Annotated in this window: 14 protein-coding genes and 1 other annotated feature; of the genes, 9 read left to right on the top strand and 5 right to left on the bottom strand. The window is 55.4% G+C overall.

Features of this window, described 5'->3' with window-relative positions; all coding sequences use genetic code 11:
• The first annotated feature begins 115 nt into the window (after positions 1 to 115).
• Entirely contained in the window at positions 116 to 1,360 is a 1,245-nt protein-coding gene (locus tag J2Z70_RS27400) for an MFS transporter (protein ID WP_342593066.1), read from the top strand.
• Positions 1,361 to 1,627: 267 nt separating this feature from the next.
• Positions 1,628 to 4,027 carry a type I pullulanase gene (pulA, locus tag J2Z70_RS27395; protein ID WP_209878406.1) on the top strand — a complete coding sequence of 800 codons (2,400 nt, stop codon included), beginning with the start codon at positions 1,628 to 1,630 and terminating at the stop codon, positions 4,025 to 4,027.
• Positions 4,028 to 4,136: 109 nt separating this feature from the next.
• On the opposite strand, the gene J2Z70_RS33945 is transcribed toward pulA, so the two are convergent.
• The 5 genes from J2Z70_RS33945 to J2Z70_RS27370 all read right to left on the bottom strand — a co-directional run bounded on the left by J2Z70_RS33945 (position 4,137) and on the right by J2Z70_RS27370 (position 12,107).
• Positions 4,137 to 5,741 carry a diguanylate cyclase domain-containing protein gene (locus J2Z70_RS33945; protein WP_209878404.1) on the bottom strand — a complete coding sequence of 535 codons (1,605 nt, stop codon included), beginning with the start codon at positions 5,739 to 5,741 and terminating at the stop codon, positions 4,137 to 4,139.
• Between the two features lie 528 nt (positions 5,742 to 6,269).
• The gene (locus J2Z70_RS27385) at positions 6,270 to 7,442 is read right to left on the bottom strand and encodes an ABC transporter permease (protein WP_209878402.1); all 1,173 of its coding nucleotides are present in this window, start codon (positions 7,440 to 7,442) and stop codon (positions 6,270 to 6,272) included.
• On the bottom strand, positions 7,439 to 8,140 hold the full coding sequence (locus J2Z70_RS27380) for an ABC transporter ATP-binding protein (protein WP_281068275.1): 702 nt from the start codon (positions 8,138 to 8,140) through the stop codon (positions 7,439 to 7,441). The genes J2Z70_RS27385 and J2Z70_RS27380 overlap by 4 nt, the downstream gene beginning before the upstream one ends.
• Positions 8,137 to 9,564: an efflux RND transporter periplasmic adaptor subunit gene (locus J2Z70_RS27375; protein ID WP_209878400.1), complete on the bottom strand. Its 1,428-nt coding sequence runs from the start codon at positions 9,562 to 9,564 to the stop codon at positions 8,137 to 8,139. The genes J2Z70_RS27380 and J2Z70_RS27375 overlap by 4 nt, the downstream gene beginning before the upstream one ends.
• Positions 9,561 to 12,107, bottom strand: a complete 2,547-nt coding sequence (locus J2Z70_RS27370) for a hypothetical protein (RefSeq protein WP_209878398.1) — start codon at positions 12,105 to 12,107, stop codon at positions 9,561 to 9,563. Before J2Z70_RS27370 ends, J2Z70_RS27375 begins: the two co-directional genes overlap by 4 nt.
• A gap of 220 nt (positions 12,108 to 12,327) precedes the next feature.
• Positions 12,328 to 12,604: a binding site (T-box leader), on the top strand.
• 59 nt (positions 12,605 to 12,663) lie between these two features.
• On the opposite strand from J2Z70_RS27370, the gene pheS reads away from it, so the two are divergent.
• The 7 genes from pheS (at position 12,664) to xylF (ending at position 25,232) form a co-directional block, all read left to right on the top strand.
• Entirely contained in the window at positions 12,664 to 13,698 is a 1,035-nt protein-coding gene (pheS, locus tag J2Z70_RS27365; RefSeq protein ID WP_209878397.1) for a phenylalanine--tRNA ligase subunit alpha, read from the top strand.
• Between the two features lie 349 nt (positions 13,699 to 14,047).
• A complete protein-coding gene (pheT, locus tag J2Z70_RS27360) occupies positions 14,048 to 16,492 on the top strand; it encodes a phenylalanine--tRNA ligase subunit beta (protein ID WP_209878395.1) in 2,445 nt (814 codons plus the stop codon).
• Positions 16,493 to 16,696: 204 nt separating this feature from the next.
• Positions 16,697 to 19,162, top strand: coding sequence for a hypothetical protein (locus J2Z70_RS27355; protein ID WP_209878393.1), 2,466 nt, complete (start codon positions 16,697 to 16,699; stop codon positions 19,160 to 19,162).
• Between the two features lie 740 nt (positions 19,163 to 19,902).
• Positions 19,903 to 20,892, top strand: coding sequence for a sugar-binding protein (locus J2Z70_RS27350; RefSeq protein ID WP_209878391.1), 990 nt, complete (start codon positions 19,903 to 19,905; stop codon positions 20,890 to 20,892).
• A complete protein-coding gene (locus tag J2Z70_RS27345) occupies positions 20,889 to 22,322 on the top strand; it encodes a sensor histidine kinase (protein WP_209878388.1) in 1,434 nt (477 codons plus the stop codon). Before J2Z70_RS27350 ends, J2Z70_RS27345 begins: the two co-directional genes overlap by 4 nt.
• Before the next feature lie 35 nt (positions 22,323 to 22,357).
• Positions 22,358 to 23,938: a helix-turn-helix domain-containing protein gene (locus J2Z70_RS27340; RefSeq protein WP_209878386.1), complete on the top strand. Its 1,581-nt coding sequence runs from the start codon at positions 22,358 to 22,360 to the stop codon at positions 23,936 to 23,938.
• 247 nt (positions 23,939 to 24,185) lie between these two features.
• Positions 24,186 to 25,232, top strand: a complete 1,047-nt coding sequence (xylF, locus tag J2Z70_RS27335; protein ID WP_209878455.1) for a D-xylose ABC transporter substrate-binding protein — start codon at positions 24,186 to 24,188, stop codon at positions 25,230 to 25,232.
• Positions 25,233 to 25,310 lie beyond the last annotated feature (78 nt).

The raw sequence follows: 25,310 nt of genomic DNA, 5'->3' as shown, positions 1-25,310 counted from the left end.
CCCCCTTTACAGGGGGCTTTTTTTTGCGGTTATTTGAATTTCAGCAAATCTGGAACCGCCCGCCCGGGCGTTATTTTATATAATGTGTCCATTACTTTCGGAGGGTGGAACCATTGTGCAGAGATTCAGTGCTTCACAGATTTATTTGATCCATGTGTTTATGTTGTCGCTTGCCGCCAGTACGATATTCACAACCTACAGTATTTATTATGTAGTTGACCTTAAACTGAATCCGCTTCAGCTTGTGCTGATTGGAACGGTGCTGGAGATAACGGTGCTTGTGTTCGAGGGAATCACCGGAGTGGTCGCTGATACCTATAGCCGCAGACTGTCCGTCATTATTGCCGTGTTCGTTCTGGGGAGTGCCTTTGTCCTCGAAGGGAGTATTGTCTGGATCATGCATCCGGCTTCCCTGTTGCCTGCCTTCGGCTGGCTGCTGATCTCCCAGATGCTGTACGGGATCGGCTGGACCTTCCTGAGCGGAGCGGATACCGCATGGATCATGGATGAACTTGAGGAAGAGCAGGCTGGAAGAATCTTTATGCGCTCCAAAATCTTCTCTTTAAGCGCCTCTCTGCTAGGCATTGCGGTCAGCGTAGGATTATCCCAGGTTGCGTCTAATCTCCCTTTTCTGGCGGGTGGAGTCATCTATTTCGTCCTGGGGTTCATATTGATCCGGCACATGAAGGAGACGGGGTTCATACGCCGGGAGCGTGCGCCGCATTCCTCCGCTATCCGTGAGCTGGGCAAGACCTGGGTCAGCGGCATCTCTATCCTGAGGCATCATCCGCTGCTCCTGCTGCTGACGGTTGTAACTTTATTCAGCGGTGCTGCGTCTGAAGGATATGATCGCCTATGGCCAGTCTTTCTTATGAACGAAGTCGGGTTCCCGGAGATTGGAGTCTCGATGGCGGCCGGCTTCGGGCTGATCAGTGCGGCGACGACTCTGCTGAGTGTGCTGGCTGTCTATATGGCCGGGACAATCATTGATTTGCAAAAGGAACGTCAAGTAGCGGCCGCCTTGTTCCTCCTGACCTCCGTACGTGCCTGCTGCATTATATTGGTGGCACTTGCGCCTAATTTCTACTGGGCTATCGGGGCGGTACTGCTCCTGGGGGTGGTCGCTTCGGTCAGCGACCCGATCTATACCACCTGGCTGAACACAAAGCTGCCATCCCGGAACCGGGCTACACTCTTGTCGATGATCAGCCAGTCCGATGCCCTGGGTCAGAGTGCAGGCGGTCCGGTTGTAGGATATATCGGCAGCCGGATCTCTATCAGAGCTTCGCTGCTGTCGGCGGGCTTCCTGCTGCTACCTGTGATTGCGTTATATGGCAGGGTGCTGCGGAAGCGGTCATGATGTTTTGGAACTTCATTAGCTTAATTCCCCGGCGATCCATGCCGATATAGGATATATCCGGTGACACAATTCAACCCTTAACCCAGACCTGTGAACATAGTGTTACATATTATATAATGAACCCTATGTAGCAATTCCGGCGTCATCCGCTTGCAGAGCTGTGCAAGTACAAAGTATTAGTTAAGGAGAATGTGGACATAGCTTGATAGTAATAGAATGATAGTTCTCCGGGAGTATTACGGATGAGCGTAGGGATGGTGAATAGCAATGAGCAGCAATTATATACAAGCAGAACAAGAAATCGATACCTATCAAGGCAATGACCTCGGCTTGACCTACACAGCGGAATACTGTGTATTCAAAGTCTGGGCGCCAACAGCCTTCACAGTGTCGCTCGTATTATATGCAACAGGCGGAAACGGGCTGACCCCGCAGACCGCGGATTACAAGGACAGCGGCAAAATTCTTAGTATGGAGCGCGCTGAGGGCGGAGTATGGACGATCCAGGTTTCCGGTAACCTCAAGGGGAAATATTATATGTACCGCGCCGTATTTGCGGACGGGTCGATTAATGAAGCGGCCGATCCTTACGCTACGGCTGTATCGGCCAATGGAACACGCACAGCCATTGTGGATTTGTCCGAGACAGACCCGGACGGCTGGGAGAGCGATGCTTCTCCGGTGCTGCCGCATCCGGCAGATGCAGTAATCTATGAGCTGCATGTCCGCGATTTCTCGTCAGACCCTAGCTCCGGTCTGACGTATAAGGGGAAATTCAAGGCCTTCACCGAGACCGGCCTGCGGGATGAGGCGGGTCATCTGCTGGGCATTGATCATCTGGCTGAGCTGGGCATCACGCATGTTCATCTGCTGCCGGTGTTCGATTATCAGACGGTGGATGAGCTGGGCAAGCCAGGGGAAGAACCGGCATCCTCCATCTTCACAGACTATAACTGGGGCTACGACCCCCAGCACTATAATGTGCCGGAAGGCTCCTACAGCACAGACCCTGCTAACCCGCTAGCCCGTATCCGGGAATTCAAGGAGCTGGTCCAGGCGCTGCACAGCCGCGGCATCTCGGTGATTATGGATGTGGTCTACAATCATACCTATGGCTTCCAGAAGGGCCCCTTCCAGCCGCTGGTGCCGGACTATTACTACCGTCATGATCAGAGCGGCCGGCTCTCTAACGGCTCGGGCGTCGGCAATGAGCTGGCTACAGAACGGCCGATGGTCCGCAAGTATATCAAGGATTCCCTATCCTACTGGGCTAAGGAGTACCATATTGACGGGTTCCGCTTCGATCTGATGGGGCTGATGGACAGCGTGACCATGCGAGAGATTACCGAGGAGCTGCGGCTGGAGATTAATCCGGGGCTGCTGATCTATGGTGAACCGTGGACTGGCGGCGACTCGCCGCTTGCCTCCAAGACGCTGAAGGGCGTGCAGCGCGGCAAAGGCTACGCCGTCTTCAACGACAACTTCCGCGCAGCCATCAAGGGAGACAGCGACGGCTGGGGCAAAGGCTTCGTGACCGGGGAATACGGCAAGGAAGGTGCGATCGCGTCCGGAGTGAGCGGGGCGATTCATGAATTCACCGATGCGCCTACAGAGACTGTGAACTATGTAACCGCACATGATAATCTCAACCTGTGGGACAAAATTCTGGCGACCCGGGGACTTCGCGGGGAAGCCGGACTGCCGGAGCTTGAGGGCGGCAAGCTGCGGGGCGGCGGGGATCTCAAGGCCGCACTAGAGCAGGCGAATCCGTATGTGGGAGTAGATCCCGAGAATGTGCTGGATAATGAGACAGTACGCCGTTCGTTGCTGGCTAATGGAATCATTCTGACCTCGCAGGGAATTCCGTTCCTTCATGCCGGGGATGAGCTGCTGCGCAGCAAATACGGAGATCATAACAGCTACCGCAGCCCGGACTGTATCAATGCGATCCGCTGGGAGAACAAAAGCAAATTCATTGCAGTATTTCAATATTACAAAGGTCTGATTGAGCTGCGCCGGACACATCCGGCCTTCCGCCTGCACGGACGCCAGGAGATTGAACGCAGTCTGGAGTTCCTGCGCTGTGACAGCGGAATCGTTGCCTACAGACTGAAGGATCACGCCGGCGGAGATCCATGGAATAATATCGTGGTGATCTATAATGCCAATATGGAGCCGGTCACCCAGTGCCTCCCGGAGACCTCCGGCTGCTGGAACATCGTAATCGATCATACCCATGCCGGACCGGAGGCCTTCCGGCAAACGGAGAACGGCAGTGTTGAGGTTGCCGGACTGTCGATGATGGTACTCTATGATAAATACGGAGAGCCTGAGCCGAGATCGAAGATTGTGGAAGTTCATTATGACCGCCCGGACGGCGATTACCGGGGCTGGAATCTCTGGGTGTGGGGTACAGGCATTCAGGATGGGCAACGGGACTTCCAGCACATGGAGGAAGGTCATGCCGTAGCACGGATTGAAGTGCTGCCGGGGACCTCCGCGATAGGCTACATCCTCCGGCTGAACGATTGGGAGGAGAAAGACGGCACCGCTGACCGCTTCATCGACTGCTCGGGCAGCGGGGAGCAGGTTATCAAGGTGACGGTTCGGGAGCGTAGTCCGGAGCATAGGACAGAGCTGGCTGATCCGCTGCCGCAGACCAGCTAGAACATAAGAAGAGCTGATTAGTTCCTCCCCCAGGGATGGAACCAATCAGCTCTTTTTGGACTAAGAGTTATTAAAGAAGCCTTAGTATAGGAGTCAGCTTCCGCTGGTGCTAGTTCCGCTGATCGCTGTACTTCTTATCCACATGCTCGCTGTACAGATTAGCCTCATTGCCGCCATGGTTCTTGGAGCGGTACATCGCAAGATCGGCGGCACGAAGCAGCTCGTTGATGCTGCTGCCGTGCTGCGGGTACAGGGCCACGCCGATGCTGGCAGAGGTGTGGAAGCTGGAGCCCTGGTTGACGGACCAGGATTTGTTGAACAGCTGGAGCAGACGGTTCAGCAGCTCGTCCAGCATTTGCGGGCTGGTGAACCGGTGCAGCACCACCGCGAATTCATCTCCGCCGATCCGGAAGGCCTGGCCGGAGCCCTTCACGGTCTGCTGCAGCTCCCGGGAGAGCAGCTGCAGGAATTCATCTCCGGCCAGATGGCCGAGCGTATCGTTCAGCTGCTTGAAGCGGTCGCAGTCCAGCAGAGCCACGGCGATCTCCTGCCGGCGCTCCTCGGGCTGGTTGATCAGGTTCTCCATGTACATTTTGAAATGGGCACGGTTGGGAATCGCGGTCAGATGATCATAGAAGGCCAGCTTGTGCAGGCGCTCCTCATATTGCTTGCGCTGGGTAATCTCACGCGAGACCAGCATGAACTGTGCCGGGAAATTGCGGCTGCCCGCAATAGGGGTAACCTTGGTCTCCAGCCACACCCAGTGCCCTTCGGCCGAACGCATGCGCAGCTCGGATATTCTCGGTGAAGACTGTACCACACTCTTGAGCTTGGCCCAGGAGATTTCGGCTTCACGGATATAGTTGGAGAGCGGTGCCCCTTTGCTGGGCACATAGCCCAGTGCAGTTGCATGGGAAGGCGAGGCATACAGGATCAGACCGTTCGGATCTGTCAGCACAATGAAGTCGGACATCGTCTCACCGATCAGCTGGTAGAGCGATTGCTCGTCCTGCATTTCGTTCTGCAGGGAGATCAGTCTGCGGCTGAGATAGATGATGACCATAACAAGCAGGAACAGAAATACAGAGTAGACGGCGAACAGGGAGCTTTTGAGATTATTGAACTCTGTCATCACTTGGCTTGCATAGGTGTCAATCTTGTCCTCTGCCTGATTCAAGCTTTCCCGTACCTCATTCAGCTCTGTATGTATGGTGAGGGCAGAATAAGAGGCGGGATTCCAGCTCTTCTGAACCCGCTGCGAGATCAGCTCCCGGCCGTTATCCCTCCACACGGTAAGCGTGGTTCCGAAGTGATCCAGCTCGTTCCTCAGCTCGTCCAGCAGCAGCTCGCTCTGCTTCATTCCATTGAACGGGCTCTTCACAGCATCCAGATTGTAGCGGGCGGTATTGACCCGCTGCAGCGCCTGGGCATTATTGTCCTCGAATTCCTGCGACAGCGTACTGCGCTGCGCGCTGGTCAGCGCCCCGCCGACTGTGGTCTGAAGCGCAAGGGCTGCCTGATAGAGATCGCGGTCGGCGTTCAGAATGAGCTCGGAATTCTGGTAGACGTCACTGTACAGCGAATCGGATAATTTGTTCATCGTATGATTCAGAAACAGCAGGGAGGCCACACTGATCCCAACCAGAAGAACGGTGATGGATGTGAATAATATAATCAGTCTGCGTGTACTTTTGTTTTCCGAAAAAACTGCCACTGTCATCCTCTCCCCGCACAGAACTTTTGCAAATCTCATGGGTGTAGCTTTGGTGCATGCGAAACTTATCCTTATGCGGAATATGGCTTCTTGCAGGCATGTAAGAGAGTATACGTTAGCGAGTCCTAGAAAGCAGGGGAAGAAGGAGGCAATAGAAAGAATAACTTCCGGTTAGATCGCGGTTTCTTTTCACCAGTATATAGGACATCCCTTAAGCAGAGCAATTGCTGAAAAAATAATAAGCCCCGTCAGCTTCCGCTGCGGATGACAGGCCGTGAAGCACACCCTGGAGCCGGAGGGGAAACAGTGGAGACATATCCGTTACAGCCGATACAAAGAACTATTATGTATACCCTACTACTATGTACAAGGTATTCTGACCTTTGAGTCCTATTACCCACTTTTGCTGCAAACGATACCCCTTTGGTATCAATTGTGCATTAAAAATAAAACAGAAAAATCCGCCAGCCCAGGGATCTGAGACTGGCGGATTGAAATGCTGATGATAACGCAGCGTCTAGGATGGCGCTACTCGTTGCGCAGCGCATAGATTGGGCGCATTCTTGCTGCTTTGCTTGCAGGAATCATCCCGAATAGGACACCGATGATCAAGGAGAATGAAAAGGAGATCAGGACCATATTCCAGGAAGGCGCCACATTCAAGGTGGTATAGTTACCGACAGCCCAGCTGGCGCCAAGTCCCAGTGCGACTCCGATCAGGCCTCCGGTTCCGCTTAAGACTACGGACTCGATCATGAACTGCATCATAATGTTCTTTTTCTTGGCCCCGATGGCCTTGCGGATGCCAATCTCTCTGGTTCGCTCATTGACCGAGACAATCATAATGTTCATAATCCCTATCCCGCCTACAAATAGGGAGATACCGGCGATACCGCCAAGGGCCAAGGACAGGGTGGCGCTGGTTTCATTTACCGTTTCCAGCATCTCCCGGGAATCAAAGACAGAGTAAGCGTTCTCGGCGGCACTGAATTTGGCAGTAAGGCTGGCTTCCAGCTTGGTTTTGACATCATCCACATTGTCATTTGAAGTGGTTGTGAGGGTAATGGAGCGGACTCCCTTGCTCTGCAGGAACCGTTCGGCTGTAGAGATGGGGATCAGTAGCTTCTCATCGCTTGAACCCACGCTGGTGGAGCCTTTACTCTCCAGCAGCCCGACGATCTTGAAGCTGCTTCCGTTGATCTGTACCTTTTGGCCTACAGGATTATCTGTACCGAACAGATCCTCCGCCGTATCTGATCCGATTAACGCAACCTTTTGCCGGTATTCTGTATCCATCTCAAGCAGAAATCTTCCGGATTGCACATGGAAATCCTGGACCTCTTCGTAAGCAGGTGTAATGCCTTCAACGGATACGGAAACGTTCTCGGTACCGTGCTTGGCGGTAACGTTCCCGCTGATTACCGGCGATACATTGTCCACCCCTTCAATCTCATTCAGGGCCAGAGCCTCCTCGTAGGTCAGCGAAGTGGTGGCTCCGCGGCCCATAATGTTGACGGTCAGCTGGTTGGTGCCCAGAGAGCTTAGGGACTCTGTAATCTGCGAGGTGGTGCCCTGGCCCACAGCGACAAGTGCAATGACGGAGGAGACCCCGATAATAATGCCCAGCATGGTAAGAAAGGCTCTTATTTTACTGCTGAGGATACTTTTGAAGGCCATTTTCATACTCTGGTACAGCATCATGAGGGCACCACCTTCCGATCCTCTACAAGATCCCCATCCTGAATCCGGATCACCCGTTTGGCCTGCTCGGCAATCTCCAGGTCATGCGTGATCAGAATAATGGTATGCCCTTGTACGTTAAGCTCCTTAATCATCTCCAGAACCTCCTTGCCTGTCTTGGAGTCCAGCGCTCCGGTTGGCTCATCGGCAAGCAGAATCGGTGGGGTTCCGGCAAGGGCGCGGGCAATAGCCACACGCTGTTGCTGGCCCCCTGACAGCTCGGAGGGACGGTGATTCATTCTGCTCGCAAGGCCCACCCGGACCAGGGCATTACGGGCAATTTCTCTGCGCTCCCTGTGGGACATTCCACGATAGATCAAGGGCAGCTCCACATTCTCTACCGCTGATAACTTCGGCAATAGATTAAAGTTTTGAAATATAAAGCCAATCTTTTCGTTGCGGATCTGGGCCAGCCTGTTGTCAGACAGCTTGCGGATCTCCTGGCCGTCCAGGAAATAATCGCCTTCATTGGCGACATCGAGGCAGCCCAGCATGTTCATCAGGGTGGACTTGCCTGAACCTGACGGACCGATGATCGCCACGAATTCACCGTGATTAATGCTGAAGTTCAGGCTCTTCAGAACCGTCATCGATTCTCCGGCCATCGTGTAGCTGTGCTGCATCTTCTCAACCCGGATCAGCGGCTCTGGTGCGGTCATCGTCCGCCACCGCCTCCGCCGAAGCCTCCGCCGCTGCCACCGCCGCCGAAGCCGCCGCCCCCGCCGGGAAAGCCACCGCTCCCGCCGGTCATTCCTCCGCCGCTGAAGCCGCCCATACCACCCATACCGCCTTGCTGCGGGGAGGTGGCATTGCCTGAGGAGATCACGGTCGGGAGGATTACTTCATCCCCTTCACTTAAGCCGCTGACGATTTCGATGCTGCTCTCATTGTGTATACCAACCTCTACAGCTATCCGTTTCATGCCTGAGGCGAAACCGGCTGCCCCTTTGCTTCCGGCTGCTCTGCCGGGGAACTCCGCACCAGCAGGGAACTCTCCAGACGGAAGTTCACCGCCCTGGAATTCTCTGCCGCCGCGGACGCCTATGCCTCGGGTCCCCGCTTCACTACCGGAGGGTTCACCGTCCGCTGCAGCGCCAGCAGGGGGCTTGGAGTCAGCAGCATCTCTGTCTGTTGTGTTAGCTTGCTCATCCCCGGTTCCCGGCACATTGACGAAGGATTTCCCGTTTATCTTCGTTACAGCTTCGATGGGAACGGTCAAAATATCCTTTTTCTCTTCGATCGTAACCGCCACCTCCGCAGACATGCCGATAAGCACACCCTCCGAGTTATTTAATCCTACAGTGACGTTGAACAGGGAGACGCCATTAGAGGAGGTCCCTTCTTTGGCGATATCTATAACTTTACCGGTAAAAGATTTGTCCTCAAGGGCATCCAGTGTAATGGTAGAGGCTTGATTCAGCTTGATTTTGGGGATGTCCAGCTCGTCTACCTGCACGGTTACGCTTAGATTCACGTAGTCGGTCATGGTGAACAGCTCTGTACCATTCTGGGCCTGCTCACCGTCCGTAATATTCACGGCAGTGATCGTTCCATCGATCGGAGCGGTCAGCGGATCAGGCGGAGCCATATCTTCATGGATGGCAGCGATGGATTCCTGCCCGTCCACGATATCGCTATTGGCTTTATCAATGGCTTTTTTTGCCGATTCCAGCTCTTCCTCTGTCGCGTTATTCATAGCCAGCGTCTTGTAGCTCTCCTGTTTATTCTCAAGCTCCGTCTTGAGATTCTCCAGTGACTTGGTGGCTTCCTTCAGCTTATCGTCCAGATCGCCCGCAACAAATGTGATCAGCACAGCACCTTTTTTAACAACATCGCCTTTCTTAACCATGACCGTATCGACCTTCCCGGCTTCTTTGGTACGGATGCTCTCGCTGTTGATCGCCGATACTGCACCTGAACCCGAGACACCCACCAGGATATCCCCCTTACTGGCAACTGCCGTATTCAGCGGAGCGGCATTGATCTGCCGGTTCTGATCCGGCCAGAGCTTATAGCCCGCAATCCCTGCAATAGCAACGAGGACTATCGCTGAAGCGATAATGATGATCTTCTTCTTATTCATTGTGCAGCTCCTTCGGGGGAAGAGGTGGTTGCTTTGGCGGTAACCTCAAGGGAATAGGCCTGGCTGGCGAGCTCTGTCCGTACTCCCTGGAATTCATCGTAGAATTTAAGGGCGTAGGTGCCGGAGCTCAGATTTTTGAACAGGGCGCTGGTAAGGGTCGTAGAATAAGAGTTGTTTGTTCCCAGGGTCAAGTCGGTGCCAAGTGTCAGTGCTTTCTCGTGAGACTGTCCATAAGGATCGATAACCTGAAGGATGAGCTTATGCTGGTAAGCACCTGTCTGGTAGGTAGTATCCTGATTGAGATTGTAATTGAACGTCACAGCAATGCTGCTTGCGCCCTTGGTGAGTTCTCCTGTAGAGCTGGTAACTGCCAGTGTATAAGGGAAAAGTGGAACGGAAGCCAGATTGGTCAGAGGCGTAACCTCTGCCGGTGTCAGTGTCAGCGCTGCAGTATTTACGTATCCCGTCGCAGCCGTTCCTGCGGCAGTCAGCTTGCCGTCCGCAATCGACTGGCTGATATACAGCTCAAGACCTGCGGTGTCCAGTGTGGCCGGGACTTTCGCCCAGAAGGTAACCAGTGTTTTGCCTTCAGGGCTGGTCGACAGCTCGGACTGGTTGGCAGTCGCTTCAAAATATTGCCCGTCAGCAGTCCTGAACTGTGCGTACAGACGGGCCAGATCTGCCTGCCGGACTTCTTCGCTGTTCATTTCCACTTCGCTGTACACCAGGTTCGAGCCGGTTCCTGTATACAGGAGGGTGGAGCGCTCCTTCACGGTGGCTTTTTTGCCCGTGGCGGTGATCTTGAAGGCTTCCCCTGCAGCCACCGGAGCTACACTCTTAACGGTGCTGTCGCTTGTGCTGAGAGTGAGGAACTGCGACACCTCTGTACCCTTGGTCTCCTGGAGGATGAGCTTGATTTGTCTGACATCCAGGGTATATGGAATATGGCCTTGAACCGTGATCTGAGTGCTGGCACCCGGGGCAAGCACCGAAGAGCTGTTGTCCGTATAAGTCTGCGAAGAGGAACTGAGATCCTTCTGATCCGCCAGGAGTACGCCGGTAAGAGCAGGTAAGGTAATGGATTTGGACGTTGCATTGCGTATCGTTAGTACAGCCTGTACCAGATCCTCGCTGCCCCAAGGCAGACGCAGCAGCGAGTCCAGAGAGACAGCGAAGGTGCCATAGGTATTGGTTACGCTGGTCTCAGAGGCGAGATGAATCTGTCTCTCAGGCGTATAAGGGATGCGGAAATAGGCCACAGGCAGCGTTACTTTATCCGCGCTGGCTGCGGGAGCGATCATTCGCAGCTCCAGCGAATTCTGGGCCAGCTCCAGCGGAACACTGGCGCTCAGCTCAATCAGCTTTTCTTCCAGCGGCTTCAGGGTCAGGCTGCTCAAGGCAGTGGCCGTCACCGGGAAGCTATAGCCTTCCGCCGACTTGACGTTAAGCTCATAAGCAGGCAAAGTAACGGCTGTGCTGCCGGTATTCTTCACCCGGAGCTGATAGCTCCAGACACCATTCCCGTTATCCGCATGCACACTTGCCTTCAGCAGCTGCAAGTCTACCAGATTGCTGTCGATGGAGACCTTTTTGGTATAGCCCGCCGCTACAGTGAAATCTGCAGTTACCGCAGCCGGAAGTGCGTAGGAAGAGACAGGCAGGTACAGCTTGAGTCCTTCATCCAGCTTGGCAATCTGCAGCGTCATCTTGCTGAGATTCATGTAGGAGGGGATCTCGGTCATATAATAGAGTGTCTTCTTCTCCTGAGGCTGAAGCTTGAATTCGGAGCTGCTGTCATCCAGCGTAAGCGTGAAGACAGAGCCGCCCGAGGATTTCAGGTACAAGGTATAGCCCGGATCTGTAAGCACTTTGGTACCCAGATTGGTTAGGCTAAGCCCGACCTTGGCATAGACTTTACCGTTATATTTGTAGATTTGCACGGATTCGGCTTTGGTGCCGGCAGTAATGCCGCCGAGTTCAACCTTTCGGGTCTCCCCTGTAAGCGAGGACAGAGAATAATTGGAAGGAATCGTGAACGTGCCTATACGCTGTTCATAATTAGCGGCGCTGAAATTCCAGCCGTAGATGTTGATTTTGAGTCCTTTGACTGAGGCGGCGGTTCCAATATTCGCATAGTATGTAAGACTGGTGCTTTGTTTAGCAGGGATTTTCTTGACCGCACTGTCTGCGCTGACCGGAATTCCCTTAATGATGCTGCCGCCCGCAGTTACAATTTTGGAGAAATAGTCCGCCAGATTGACGCTGCTGCCGGCAGTGTTGGTATAGGTAAGCGTGTAGGTGAGAATATTACCGCCGGTTTGGCTCTGAATCCCTACATGGCTCAGCTTCACCTGAAGCGAGGTGCCGAGCTTGAGCGCACTTAGACCGTTAAGTGTGGAGACTTCCGTGACCGCGCTTGCTGCTGTGGCAGCCGTTGAACCGGATGAAGCGGCATAGGCCGCGGTTCCCGGGCTTCCAGCGGTTTGACTTGCGGCAAATGTGCTGAGCAGCAGCAGAACAAATGCTTTTTTTCTTGTAAGCATGTAATTTCCTCCTTGTGTGATCTCTTAAGGGAAAATATCAACATTGACTGAATGTCCGCTGAAAAAAAAGCCGTCAAACCGCGCTGAAGCTTAAAGGGAGCTTAAAAAAAGATAAAAAATAAGCGGAATTTGTGCGGCTTGTCAAACTGGCTGTTTTTGCATATAATAGATGGGCATATCTTCCCAAGTGGAGGATCGAAGTGCAGAGGTTATAATCCGCATACATGCAATGATGGAGAAGAGTACGCAGTGCCTGGCTTACAGGGAGGAAGCGCCGCAGATTGAGAGCGTTTCTAAGAGAGCAGAGCTGCCGAAGTTCACTCCGGAGCAGTTCCCTGAATGTGCTTGAAGAGCGCTAGTAGGGGGGACCGGCCGCAGACCGTTATTTCTGTATAAAGTGAGACAGGTCTTTGCCGCACCGAAAGAGGGAATAGTGCTCTTAAGGGAAGCGTACGGCCTTCTAACAAGGGTGGTACCACGGTCTTTTCGTCCCTTTACCGGGAGGAAAGGCCTTTTTTTGTTGAACAATACGAGATTTGAGGGGGCAGTACAAGCCATGAAAGACAAATTGGAAGCACTGAAGGCTGAGGCGCTGACGAAGCTGCAGGCGGTAAACGATCCGCAGATTCTGAATGACCTGCGCGTCAAATACCTTGGCAAAAAAGGCGAGCTGACAGAGGTTCTGCGCGGTATGGGCGGATTAAGCGCGGAGGAGCGTCCGGTGATCGGCCAGGTGGCCAATCTGGTGCGCAGCGCCATTGAAGAGGTGATCAGCGCCAAGCAGGAGCTGTTCCAGCAGCAGGAGACAGAGAGCCGCCTGAATGCGGAGAAGGTCGATGTAACCCTGCCGGGCCGCGGCCTGCCGCAGGGCGGGATTCATCCGCTGAGCCGGGTGCTCCAGGAGATCGAGGATATCTTCATCGGCATGGGCTTCCGGATCGCTGAAGGGCCGGAGGTGGAGACGGACTATTACAACTTCGAGGCGCTGAACCTGCCGAAGAACCATCCGGCCCGGGACATGCAGGATTCCTTCTATATCACGGATGATATTCTGATGCGTACCCAGACCTCGCCGGTACAGGTGCGTACCATGCAGGCGGCGAACGGGGAATCTCCGGTCAAAATCATCTGTCCCGGCAAAGTCTTCCGCCGCGACGATGACGATGCGACCCACTCCTTCCAGTTCCATCAGATTGAAGGCCTGGTCATCGGCCGCAATATCCGCATGAGCGACCTGAAGGGTACCCTGCAGCAGTTCACCAAGGAGATGTTCGGACCTAGCGCGGGTATCCGTCTGCGCCCCAGCTTCTTCCCGTTCACCGAGCCTAGCGTTGAGGTGGATGTGAACTGCTTCAAATGCGGCGGCAGCGGCTGCCGTCTCTGCAAGCAGAGCGGCTGGCTGGAGATTCTCGGCGCCGGTATGGTGCACCCGAATGTGCTGCGGATGGGCGGATACGATCCGGAAGTTTACAGCGGCTTCGCGTTCGGCATGGGTGCGGAACGGATCGCGATGCTGAAATACGGCATCGATGACATCCGCTACTTCTACACGAATGATATGGGCTTTGTGAAGCAGTTCAAGGGTATTTAGGGATTTGGCGGATGTGCGCGGGGGCGTGTTGGACGATTGCATGAAAAGGTACTGAGGTGCTGGTTTACTTTGAATCAAAGACTGTAATAGAAGGGCCGGAGGGGAATTTTGGAACTGTAGGAGCGCTAGCGTCCGCCTTTGTATTTGAATTTCTACCGCGTGAAGCGGTTCTGATCAGGAAATTCAAATACAACAGCGGCCGGAAGTCCAAATATTCTCTGTAGGTCCTGCTATTACAGGATACGCTAAAGTGAGCATGGGAGCGCACTGCCTTTTCCTGCATGTTCTGCGTTCAGGCACAACCGGCATGGAGATCAATACATCTGAAACAAAAAGGAAGTGTGCGATTATGAAAGTATCAACCGCCTGGCTGGCCGATTATATATCGCTGGAAGGAGTGACCGCTGATCAACTGGCGGACAAAATCACCACCGCCGGCATCGAGATTGACGGAGTAGAACGCCGCAACAAAGGGATTTCCGGGATTGTGACCGGCTACGTGAAATCCAAAGAAAAGCACCCGGACGCCGATAAGCTGAATATCTGTATTGTCGATGCCGGGCAGGGCGAGGATCTGCAGATCGTCTGCGGAGCGAAGAATGTCGCAGCGGGCCAGAAGGTTCCGGTCGCGCTGGTAGGTGCCAAGCTGCCGGGCCTGGAGATCAAAAAAGCCAAGCTGCGCGGCGTGCTGTCGCAGGGGATGATCTGCTCGGCCAAAGAGCTGGGCCTGAACGACAAGCTGCTGCCCAAAGAGCTGCAGGAGGGCATTCTCGTGCTGCCGGAGCAGACCGAGGTGGGCCAGGATATTCTCAAGGTGCTTGGACTGAATGACGAAATTCTTGATTTCGATCTAACGCCGAACCGTTCCGACTGCCTGAGCATGATCGGTGCCGCTTATGAGGTAAGTGCGGTACTGGGCCGTGAGCTGAAGCTGGCTGATCCGGCGGCAGAGCTTGTAGAAACGGGCGGCAAGGCAGCGGACTCCATCACGGTTACGATTGAGGATGAGGCATTCTGCAGCCATTATGCCGTGCGTTATATTGCCGGAGTGAAGACCGCGCCGTCCCCGCTGTGGATTCAGAACCGCCTGATGGCGGCCGGGGTACGTCCGATTAACAATATCGTGGACATCACCAACTACGTGATGCTGGAATACGGGCAGCCGCTGCATGCATTTGACGGCGGGCAGCTCCAGGGAGGAACCATCGGTGTACGGTTTGCCCGTGAAGGGGAAGGACTGGTTACCCTTGACGGACAAGAGCGCAAGCTTGCGCCGCAGATGCTGGTCATTGCCGACGGCTCAGGCGCAATTGGCCTGGCCGGAGTGATGGGCGGACTGTCTACAGAGGTTACCGCAGACACCGTTAATATCGTACTGGAATCAGCCAAATTCGATGGTGGAACGGTACGCAAGACCTCGCGTCAGCTCGGTCTGCGCTCGGAAGCGTCCCAGCGGTTCGAGAAGGAAGTCGACCCGAATGCGGTCATCCCTGCGCTTAACCGCGCGGCTGCACTGATTGCCCGGTATGCCGGAGGAACGGTGCATGAAGGGATTGTCCAGGCCGGCAGCGCCGCTGCACAGGAGAAGGTGCTGCACTTATCGCTGGAGAAGCTGAACCGCTATCTTGGGACAGATCTGTCATTGCTGGAAGTGAAAACCCTGTTCGGACGCCTGCACTTCAAGTGTGGTGATGCGGCTCAGGGAATCGTCGAGGTCGAGGTGCCGACACGGCGCGGAGACATTACGCAGGATGTGGATCTGATTGAAGAGATCGCCCGCTTGTACGGCTACGACAACATCCCGACCACCCTGATCGAAGGCACAACAACACCGGGCGCGCTTACCAGACAGCAATCTCTGCGCCGCGAGCTGCGCCGCATGCTCTCGCTGGGCGGATATCAGGAGGTTATGGGCTATTCCTTCATCCAGCCGGAGCAGAGCACGCTCTTCCCTATGCTGGCGGAAGGCAAACAGTCAGTGAAGCTGGCGATGCCGATGAGCGAGGAGCGCAGCGTGCTGCGTACCAGCCTGCTGCCGCAGCTGCTGGACATTGCCCTCTACAATACGAACCGCCGCCAAGGCGATCTGGCGTTATTCGAAATCGGCAACATCTTCTTCACGGAGGAGGAAGTCCTTACCCGCCAGCCGAGCGAGCTGCCGGTGCTGGGGCTGCTGCTGAGCGGTACGCGTGCAGCCAAGCAGTGGAACGTGGCTGCTGAGCCGGTGGATTTCTTCGACCTTAAGGGTGCGCTGGAGACTGTATTTGCACATCTGGGCCTTACGGAACGCGTAGTCTATGAAGGTGACGCGCCTGAAGGCTATCATCCGGGACGCTCCGCTTCCATCTATCTGCTTCAGGCAGAGGGCCGTGTGAAGATCGGTTCGATGGGGCAGATTCATCCCGAGCTGCAACGCCGGATGGATCTGGAGGATACCTATGTATCCGAAGTCCTGCTGCAGCCGCTCTATGATGCGGCACGCGCCGGGCTGCAGTACAGCGAGCTTCACCGCTTCCCGGGCATGGAGCGGGACATTGCGGTGGTAGTCGATGACGCGGTTCCGGCAGGTGACCTGATCGCGGCGATCCGTGAGCACGGTGGCACTCTGCTGCAAAATGTGCAGGTATTCGATATCTACACAGGAGGCAAGATGGAGGCAGGCAAGAAGAGTGTTGCCCTGACGCTCCTGTACCGCCATACCGAGCATACGCTGACTGACGAAGAGGTTGTGGAAGTGCATGACAAAGTGGTCTCTGCCCTTGAACAAACTTTTGGTGCAGAATTAAGAAAATAGCAGGAATTGTGCAAAGCCGCAGCGAATCCATTTAGAAACAGAGATTCCCTGCGGCTTTTCTGTACCCTTGTGAAGTGCGGAGGAACATGCAAATAAATGCAATGGACGCGTGCTTTTGCCAAAGGTCAGGAAATCACGCTACAATAGGAGCAAGAGCAAAGAAACCAACTTAGAATCCGCACACATACAAAGGAGGGCACAACTGTGGCTATGGACCGGACCCGTGTCGCCGTGGAGATATACGGAACTTCCTACAAGCTTGTAGGAAGCAGCACAGAATATATGAAACAGGTCGCCCGTCATGTCGATGAGCATATGCGTGCAATATCGAAATCACATTCCAGACTGGATACGCCGCGGATTGCGGTGCTTACAGCTGTACATATGGCAGAGCAGGCAATCCAGGTTCAGGATTTCAAGAATGAGCTGAATATGCTGACCGGTGAACGTACCGAGCTTCGAGTGGAGGTGTCACGCCTTCAGGAAGCGCAGCGTGAACAGCAGGAAGAATATGAGAAGCTGGAAGCGGCTGCGAAGGAAGAGGCGGCGAGGCTGATTGCCGCTGCCGAAGAAGAACGCTCAAGGCATCTGGAGCAGCAGGAGCAGGAGAGGCAGCTGCATGCCCAGCTGCTGGAGGAAGAGAAGCAGGCTGCGGCCGCCGGCCGCGAGCAGCTGGTGCAGGAGCTGAAGGTACGCGAGGATGAGCTGAAGGCGCTGCGCGAGGGCCATGAAGCAGAGCAGGCTGCGGGCCGCGAGGCAGCGCGTCAGGAGCTGGAAGCCGCAGAAGCCATGCGGCTGCAGCAGCTGGAAGAGATGAAGGCTGCCCATCAGCAGGAATTGGAGCAGCTGCGCGAGACACTGATCCGCGAGAAGACAGAGACGTTGTCTGCCCTGGAGCAGGAGCTGCATGAGACCCGGGAGTCGATGGGCAGCGAGATCGTGGAGATCCGCTCCACGTTAAGCAAGGAGCTGGCTGATACCAAGGCTGCGCTCACAAGTGAGCTTACCGGGGAGCGGGAAGCGCTTGAGAAGGAGCTGGCCAAGAACAAGGAGCTGCGGCAGTCCCAGGGGACGCAGGAGCACCGGCACAAGCAGCAGCTTCAGGAGCTGGAGAAGCAGCTTGGCGAGCTGCGCGGCGGAACCGGGCAGCTCCAGTCCCGGCTGCGTGCGGCGGAAGCCGGGCTTAAGGGTGAACGCGATGCGCGGCTGACGCTGCTGGCGCAGTACGAAGCTGTGCTGAAGCGGGAGGAGCAGCTTGGCGAAGAGCTGAAGCTTGCCGCTGAGCAAGGAGAGCAGCAGAGTGCGGCGCTGGAGGAAGTGCGCAAGCAGGCTGCGGCTTCGCAGAGCGAGGCAGAAGCGCTCCGGAGCGGGCTGCGGGAAGCAGAGGACAAGCTAAGCGCTGCGCTGGAAGAGCTGAGCACGGCGAACGAGCTGGGCACCCTGCTGAACGAAGAGCTGGAAGGGCTGCGCAAGCAGGCTGTAGCTGCACAGAACGAGGCGGCGGAGCTCCGCAGCGAGCTGCGGGACGCAGAGGGCAAGCTAAGCGCTGCGCTGGAAGAACTGCACACGGCGAGCGAGCTCGGCACCCTGTTGAACGAAGAACTGGATGAGCTGCGTAATCAGGTTGCGGCTACACAGAGCGAGGCGGTGGATATCCGCAGCGAACTTCGGGATGTAGAGGGCAAGCTAAGTGAAGCGCAGGAGGAGCTGCATACTGCTAAGGAGCTTGGCAATCTGCTGAACGATGAACTGGAAGGGCTGCGCCAGCGTTATGAGCTAACGCAGGAAGAAGCGGCAGCACTGCGCGCATCGCTGCGGGAGACCGCAGATCAGCTCAGCCGGACGCAGGTCGAATTCGACCGTACGGCAGAGGAAGCGGCATCCTGGCAGGAACGTGCGAACAAGCATATGGAGGACATCAGCGAGCTGGAGATGAACCTTCTGGAAGAAGGGGAGAAGTCGGCAGCCTTGCAGCGCGAAGTGGAGACTCTTCGCGGACAGGCAGACGGAATGGTTCAGCAGCTTGATCAGGAGGCGCGTCTGCGTGCCGAAGCGGAGCAGGAGCTTGCTGTTCAGCAGGAGGCGGCAGAAGCAGCCCGCAAGGAACTGGCTACGCTGCGCGGCCGTTACGAGGAACTTATCGCCCAGTACGATGAGATTCTTCAGGACGGGGAGCAGCTGAAGGAACGCTACGAACTGCTGGAAGCCGAAGGCGAGGAAGCTGCGCGGCGTCTGGAAGAGCTGTATGAGGCGGGCCGTGAAGCTGCCGCTGCGGCGGCGGAGCAGCAGGAAGCACTCCGCGAGACCCGGGAGTACGAAGCTACCTGGAAGCAGAAATTTGAGGAGCTTCAACAGCGCGAGCAGCAGTGGAATGAGCAGGAAGCACAGCTGCGTGAGGAGATTGAGATCTGGCAGCAGGAGGCCGGTGAAGCCGAGGCTCAGGCGGAAGCAGTCAGCCGCTCACGTACTGAGGCGGCGCAGCAGCTGGATGAGATCGGCGAGAGCTATGAGATGGTCCAAGGCCAGCTGCGGCTGGTTCAGGCCCAGTTCGAGCTGCAGCAGGGAGAGCTCGAGAAGCTGTCCCAGGAGCATCGCAGCTTGCAGGCGGAATATTCCAAGCTACAGAGTGAATATAATGAATGGATTCAACTGATCGAACAGGACAGTTGAATGGCGGATGCATCACAGGAAGAGCTGTTGTAAGCAGGAATGCTTAGAACGGCTTTTTCTGCTGTGCAGGGACGGGGAACGGATTCCTCCTTAGGGGACTGCAAGGGGGGGCTGCTGCTCTAAAGTTGGCTGAAGTGAAGTATGGGACAGAAGTAATTTCTACTAGGGGGGAAGTTGGTGAAGGGAAGGGGGAGTGAAGAAGACATCTAGGCTGCCATCTTGGACAAATCCTGCACTAAATACAACATTCGTACTTCTGAGGCAGCAAATTGCGGGAAATCCTGCCCAGAATGCAACATAACTCAGCCAACGACCGCTCCACTGGTAACATTCCTGCAAAATGTGCAACATTTGGCGTTCTCAAGCTACAATCCGATATGAATCCTGCAAAATGTGCAACACTTGGCGATAACAGCTCATGATGAGGAGCACAAGTGCTCCTGAATCCACCAGAAGTTAGCCAAATGAGTAAATGAGGAGCATTAGTGCTCCTGAATCGAGCAGAAGTTAGTCAAATGAGCAAATGAAGAGCATTAGTGCTCCTGAATCCACCAGAAGTTAGCCAAATGAGTAAATGAAGAGCATTAGTGCTCCTGAATCACCAGATGTGAGCTAAATTAGTTCGAACGAATTTACGAAGAATACATTAGCCTAACTGCCCCCTGCATGAATTATCTTTGACATAATAAGTATTGCAACCGGTTACAACCCGGGGTAGGATGTTGGTTGAGGTGAACGGGATGGATAAGAAGTGGGTCAGCGGCGTTGGGGTTATTGTGCTTTTTATACTGTTGTCATATTTGTTTATAGGCTTCGCGCGCCATTCTGCCCGGATGGGCAATATTGTCAAGGAATTAAGCGGCCAGCCCAGTCAGGACAAGCCCGGATATCATATTGTGCTGATCGAGCAGGAGCGGTACCACCCTTACTGGGAGATGGTCGAGAAGGGGGCCGCAGAGGCCGCAGCGAAATACGGGATAGAGATCGAATTCACGGGACCGGTGCGCAATAACATGGAGGAGCAGATCAGCCTGCTGGAAAAAGCGATTGCCGCTAAAGCGGATGCCATCATCGTCCAGGGGCTCAACGACGAGAAGTTCACGCCGGTGATTGATAAGGCGGTGAACCGGGGGATTCCGGTGATCACGATTGACACGGATGCTCCGGCCAGCCGGAGACTGGCCTATGTGGGAACTGACAATGTGGCTGCAGGTGAGGCGCTGGGGCGCATGGTAGTGAAAACGACCGGCGGAAAAGGCAAAATAGGCGTAATCATCGGCAGCGAGCTGGCCAAGAACCAGCTTCAGCGTCTGGACGGGCTGAAAAGTATCGTAAAAGACTACGACGGCATGGAGATTGTCGATGTCCGCAGCTCCAACATCTCGCATATGGAGGCGATCCAGCAGGCAGCGGATATGCTGCGCTATCATCCGGAGATCGATGTCATGGTCGGCACCAGTTCAACGGATGCGCTGGGAGTCTTGCAGGCATCGAGGAGCCTGAAGCGCGGTCCGCTGACCATTATCGGCTTCGATAATCAGGCGGAGACGCTGGATGCCATCAGCCGGGGGGCGATCACAGCGACTGTCGCACAGCAGCCTTACCTTATGGGGAATATGGCGGTCCGGCTGCTCCATGATTATTTTAAAGGTGCCCATTTACAAACCCGGTATTATACCGGAGTGAAGGTACTGGATAAGACCAATGTGCAGGAGGGAGAGAGCCTATGAGTATCCGCCTGAAGCTGCTGATCTGTATTCCGCTGCTGGTGCTGCTGATGAGCTCGATCTCCTTCGTACTGTTCCAGAGCGGGAAGAATGTGCAGGAGAGCTACCACCTGATGATGAACCGGATCATGCTGTATAAGGAGGTATCCTATGAGGTCGGCGAGAATATGCGCTCCTTGAACCGCTTCATTATGCAGGTGGATACCGACAGCTTCCCAGAGGTGGAGAAGCATCTGGGCGCGGTACTGGAGCTGCGCAGCAGGCTGGACGGGATGAATACCATCGGGGGCAGCGGCCTTCCGCTGATGAACTATAGCCACCTTATTGATACTTTTGTCGAGCAGGCGGGCCAGATGATCACGGAGATTGACGGACAGGATGCGAATTCGCTGGCAGGTGCCTATATCGAGGCGGAGCAGACGCAGCGGTTCATCCGTGAGGAGGCCCAGGAGCTGGTCGATTTGGAGCTGGACCAATATAAGCCGATCTACGCCGAGATTATGTCTACGACAGCGAAGCTGAACCGGATGGGCAGTCTGCTGGTGATCACCGCGGCGCTGCTTAGCATCTGTATGGCCGTCTGGCTGTCCAGCAGCATTACCGGACCGATCCGCCGCCTGGTGGCAACGGCCAAGCAAATCTCGAAGGGACGGATGGATACCAAGGCGCCGGAGAGTGTTAATAACGATGAGATCAGCATACTGTGCCGCGCTTTTAACGGGATGATCGATAATATCCAGGAGCTGATGAAGGAGAACATCAAGAGTGCGGAGAAGGACCGGCTGGTCAAGGAGCTGGAGCTGAAAATGCTGCAGAGCCAGATCAATCCGCATTTCCTGTTCAACACACTGAATTCCATCGCCAAGCTTGCGTATCTGGAAGGGGCGGCGAGAACCAGCGATCTGACCGTGTCTGTCTCGCGTCTGCTCCGCTATAATCTGCAAAAGCTGGACCAGGCTGTTCCGCTGCGCGAGGAGGTCGAGCATGTGAACGAGTATATCAACATCCAGCGGGCCCGCTTCCGGGACCGGATTGCTTTTGAGATGGAGATTGATGAGCAGGCGATGGACGGGATGGTGCCGTGTCTGACGCTGCAGCCGATCTTTGAGAATGCCTTCGTTCACGGTCTGGAGCAGATGGAGGAGGGGGCTATACTTACGCTATCGATCCGTTACCGCAGCGGGCAGGTGGAGATTGTAATCAGCGATAACGGAGCGGGCATGAACCGCGAGACGGTAGCCCGGCTGATGGGATCGATTCAGCAGGAGGCGCCGCATTCCAGCAGCAAGGGCCAGTCTACGGGGCTTGGGACACATAATGTTTTCAAAAGACTGCATTTATTCTTCGACGGCCAGCAGCTCATCGAGATCAACAGCAGTGAAGGGCAGGGGACGGCGGTGCTGTTCCGGCTGCCCTTCCGGACCTCGGCCTAGAGGCACTCATATGAAGTGAAGGGGAAGCGATAACGATGTACAAGCTGCTGATCGCAGATGATGAAGCACTGGAGCGGGAGGGGCTGGAGCTGATGATCCGGCATCTTATCCCGGACAAATTCGAATTCCTGCATGCGGGGAACGGGCGGAAGGCGATTCAGCTGGCGGAGGAGCACCGGCCGGATATGATTTTCATGGATATTAAGATGCCCGGGATTCATGGGCTGGAGGCGGTGCGGCAGATTCGGGAGAAGCTTCCGGCGGCGCAGATTGTGATGATTACGGCCCATGATTACTTCGCGTATGCCAAGGAGGGGCTGCTGCTGGGTGTGCGCGACTATCTGCTGAAGCCGGCCCGGCGGGAAGAGGTGGCGGAGGTGCTGAGGAAGCTGATGGCGGTCATCGGGGAGGAGCGGCGGCGCAGGAATGAACAGCTGGAGCTGCAGGAAAAGCTGGCCCATCTGCTGCCGCTGGCCGAGAATGAGCTGACCCTGATGCTGATGCTGGAGCATGTGCAGGATCTGGAGCCGGAGCAGCTGGCCGGGCTGCTGGAGCTGCATTTCAGCAAGGGCTACGCGATGGTCCTGTCATTCCCCCGGCACGGGGAGAGCGGCTGGGAGACGTTCCGGCAGTCCAAGCGGGAGATCTATGAGGCGGTCAAGCAGTTTGCCAAAACAGGACTGGGCTGCCTCGCCGGACCGCTGGCCGGGCATCAGCTGGCGCTGTTCATTCCCTTGCCGCCGGGGAGGACCGGATATTCCCAGCGCGTCAGCTCGCTGGACTGGGGAGAGCGGCTCCGCACCTATACCCGGGAGCGCTTCAGCCTGCCCCTTGGCGTCGGGATCGGCTCGATCCGTGAAGGCTGGGACGGGCTTAGCCGTTCCTACCGCGAAGCCGTCCGCGTATGTGCGGACCACCAGCATTCATTCGGTGTGCACCATTACGATGATATGATCCAGAGCTCGGGGCAGACGGCGGTCTCTCTGGATGAAGAGAAGAAGCTGCTTACCGCCCTGCTCCAGCGCAGCAAGCAGGAGGCCGCCCAGCGCTTCAGCCTGCTGTATGACTCCTTCGAGCAAGGAGGGGACCATCCGCTGTCCGCCGTGCGTGGGGAGGTAACCGGCCTGCTGCTGTTCCTGGCCAGAGGCGTTCACTCCACGGCCGGTGCAGAGCTGCTGGCTTCGCTGAACGCAGCGGAAGATCCGCGTGCTCTGCGGTTAAGCGCGGAGTCCTGGCTGGAGCGGCTGATCGATGGCCTGGAGGAGGAGCAGGAGCATCACCGGTCCCATGTGCATCAGCGGGCGCTGCTCTATATCAGCCAGAAATATAAAGAGGATATCTCCATGGAGCAGACGGCTGAATATGTGAACCTGAGCCCGCATTATTTCAGCAAATTATTCCGGCAGCATGAAGGAGAGACCTTCATCGACTATGTCACACGGCTGCGGATGAATGAAGCGAAACGCCTGATCTCTGAGGATCAGCTGAACCTGAAGGAAATCTGCTATGAAGTAGGCTATAAGGACCCGAATTATTTCAGCCGGGTCTTCAAGAAGGCTGCGGGGATGACGCCAAGCGAATTCCGCCAGCAGCAGGAGAAGCCGGGTCCTTGCTGAGTGAGCAAGGACTTTTTTGTGCTGTTGCCCCGGTTTATCCTATGAAAGCCGGGGCGGAGAATTACATTACAGCAGACAAGACCAAGAATGCGGGTGGAGGGCAAATAAGTGCAGGGAATCGCTGCTCCCGGGGCGGTTTTTCCATGCTACACTTTTTTTGTAAGCGCAATCAAATATAAGGCTGACGAAAAGGGGCGTAGCAATCGTGAGAAAATACGGAAGAGCAATTTCCCTCGGGCTGGCGGCGATGGTGCTGGCAGCATCAATGGCGGGCTGCGGTGTGGTCTCAAGCGGTGACAACGAGAAGAAGGAGTCTGCTGGAGCGGCCAAGGACGGGGACAAAATTGTCATCGGCATGTCCATGGATACCTTGAAGGAGGAGCGCTGGCAGAAGGACCGGGATATTTTCACAGCAAAAGTACAGGAGCTTGGCGGTGAAGTGAAGGTGCTGGCCGCGAACGGGGATGATGCTACCCAGCTAAGCCAGGCGGAGCAACTGATCTCCCAGGGTGTGGATGTGCTCGTGGTCATTGCCCATAATGCGGAGGCAACGGCTCCCATCGTGGATAAGGCGCATAAGGAAGGTATCAAGGTTATTGCTTATGACCGGCTGATTAACAATTCCGAGGTGGATTATTACATCTCCTTCGATAATGTGCGTGTCGGTGAATTCCAGGCTCAGGCGGTTATCGACAAGGCTCCTAAGGGCAATATCGTCTACATCGGCGGCGCAGATACCGATAACAATGCCCACATGTTCAAGGAAGGCGCGATGAATATTCTGAAGCCGCTGGAAGAGAAGGGCGATATCAAAATCGTCTACGACCAGTTCTCCAAGGACTGGAAGCCGGAAGAAGCGCTGAAAAATATGGAGAATGCACTGACCGCGAACAATAACGATGTACAGGGCGTTGTAGCAGCGAATGACGGGACAGCAGGCGGCTCCATCCAGGCGCTTACGGCGCAGGGCATGGCGGGCAAAATTCCGGTATCCGGCCAGGATGCTGACCTCGCTGCTGTACAGCGTATCGCGGAAGGCACACAGCTGATGACGGTCTACAAGCCGATCAACGCGATTGCCACGAAGGCGGCGGAAATGGCGGTGGCAGCTGCCAAGGGCGAGGCTATTTCGACAGATAAGACTGTTAACAACGGTAAAATTGATGTTCCATCCGTGCTGCTTGATCCGCTTGCCGTCAACAAGGATAACCTGGATGTGCTGATCAAGGACGGCTTCCACAAGCTGGAGGATGTGTATAAGAACGTTCCGAAGGACCAGTGGCCGAAACAATAAGGGCAGCCTGTACGGCAAGCAGATGCGGCGCCAGTGGCGAACCCGCATCTGCTTGCTGCTTGAGGGCGGGAAGGAGGA

Origin of the sequence: Paenibacillus silagei (genome assembly GCF_017874735.1) — a bacterium.
Lineage (GTDB): Bacteria > Bacillota > Bacilli > Paenibacillales > Paenibacillaceae > Paenibacillus_AQ > Paenibacillus_AQ silagei.
The sequence above is the reverse complement of the archived record's forward strand: the minus strand, read 5'-3'. Positions and strand labels throughout refer to the sequence as shown.

Excerpts from the sequence above, each read along its gene's own strand:
- pulA (WP_209878406.1), top strand. The coding sequence starts at position 1,628 with ATGAGCAGCAATTATATACAAGCAGAACAAGAAATCGATACCTATCAA.
- J2Z70_RS27385 (WP_209878402.1), bottom strand. The coding sequence starts at position 7,442 with ATGATGCTGTACCAGAGTATGAAAATGGCCTTCAAAAGTATCCTCAGC.
- J2Z70_RS27380 (WP_281068275.1), bottom strand. The coding sequence starts at position 8,140 with ATGACCGCACCAGAGCCGCTGATCCGGGTTGAGAAGATGCAGCACAGC.
- J2Z70_RS27375 (WP_209878400.1), bottom strand. The coding sequence starts at position 9,564 with ATGAATAAGAAGAAGATCATCATTATCGCTTCAGCGATAGTCCTCGTT.
- J2Z70_RS27370 (WP_209878398.1), bottom strand. The coding sequence starts at position 12,107 with ATGCTTACAAGAAAAAAAGCATTTGTTCTGCTGCTGCTCAGCACATTT.
- pheS (WP_209878397.1), top strand. The coding sequence starts at position 12,664 with ATGAAAGACAAATTGGAAGCACTGAAGGCTGAGGCGCTGACGAAGCTG.
- pheT (WP_209878395.1), top strand. The coding sequence starts at position 14,048 with ATGAAAGTATCAACCGCCTGGCTGGCCGATTATATATCGCTGGAAGGA.
- J2Z70_RS27350 (WP_209878391.1), top strand. The coding sequence starts at position 19,903 with ATGGATAAGAAGTGGGTCAGCGGCGTTGGGGTTATTGTGCTTTTTATA.
- J2Z70_RS27345 (WP_209878388.1), top strand. The coding sequence starts at position 20,889 with ATGAGTATCCGCCTGAAGCTGCTGATCTGTATTCCGCTGCTGGTGCTG.
- J2Z70_RS27340 (WP_209878386.1), top strand. The coding sequence starts at position 22,358 with ATGTACAAGCTGCTGATCGCAGATGATGAAGCACTGGAGCGGGAGGGG.
- xylF (WP_209878455.1), top strand. The coding sequence starts at position 24,186 with ATGGTGCTGGCAGCATCAATGGCGGGCTGCGGTGTGGTCTCAAGCGGT.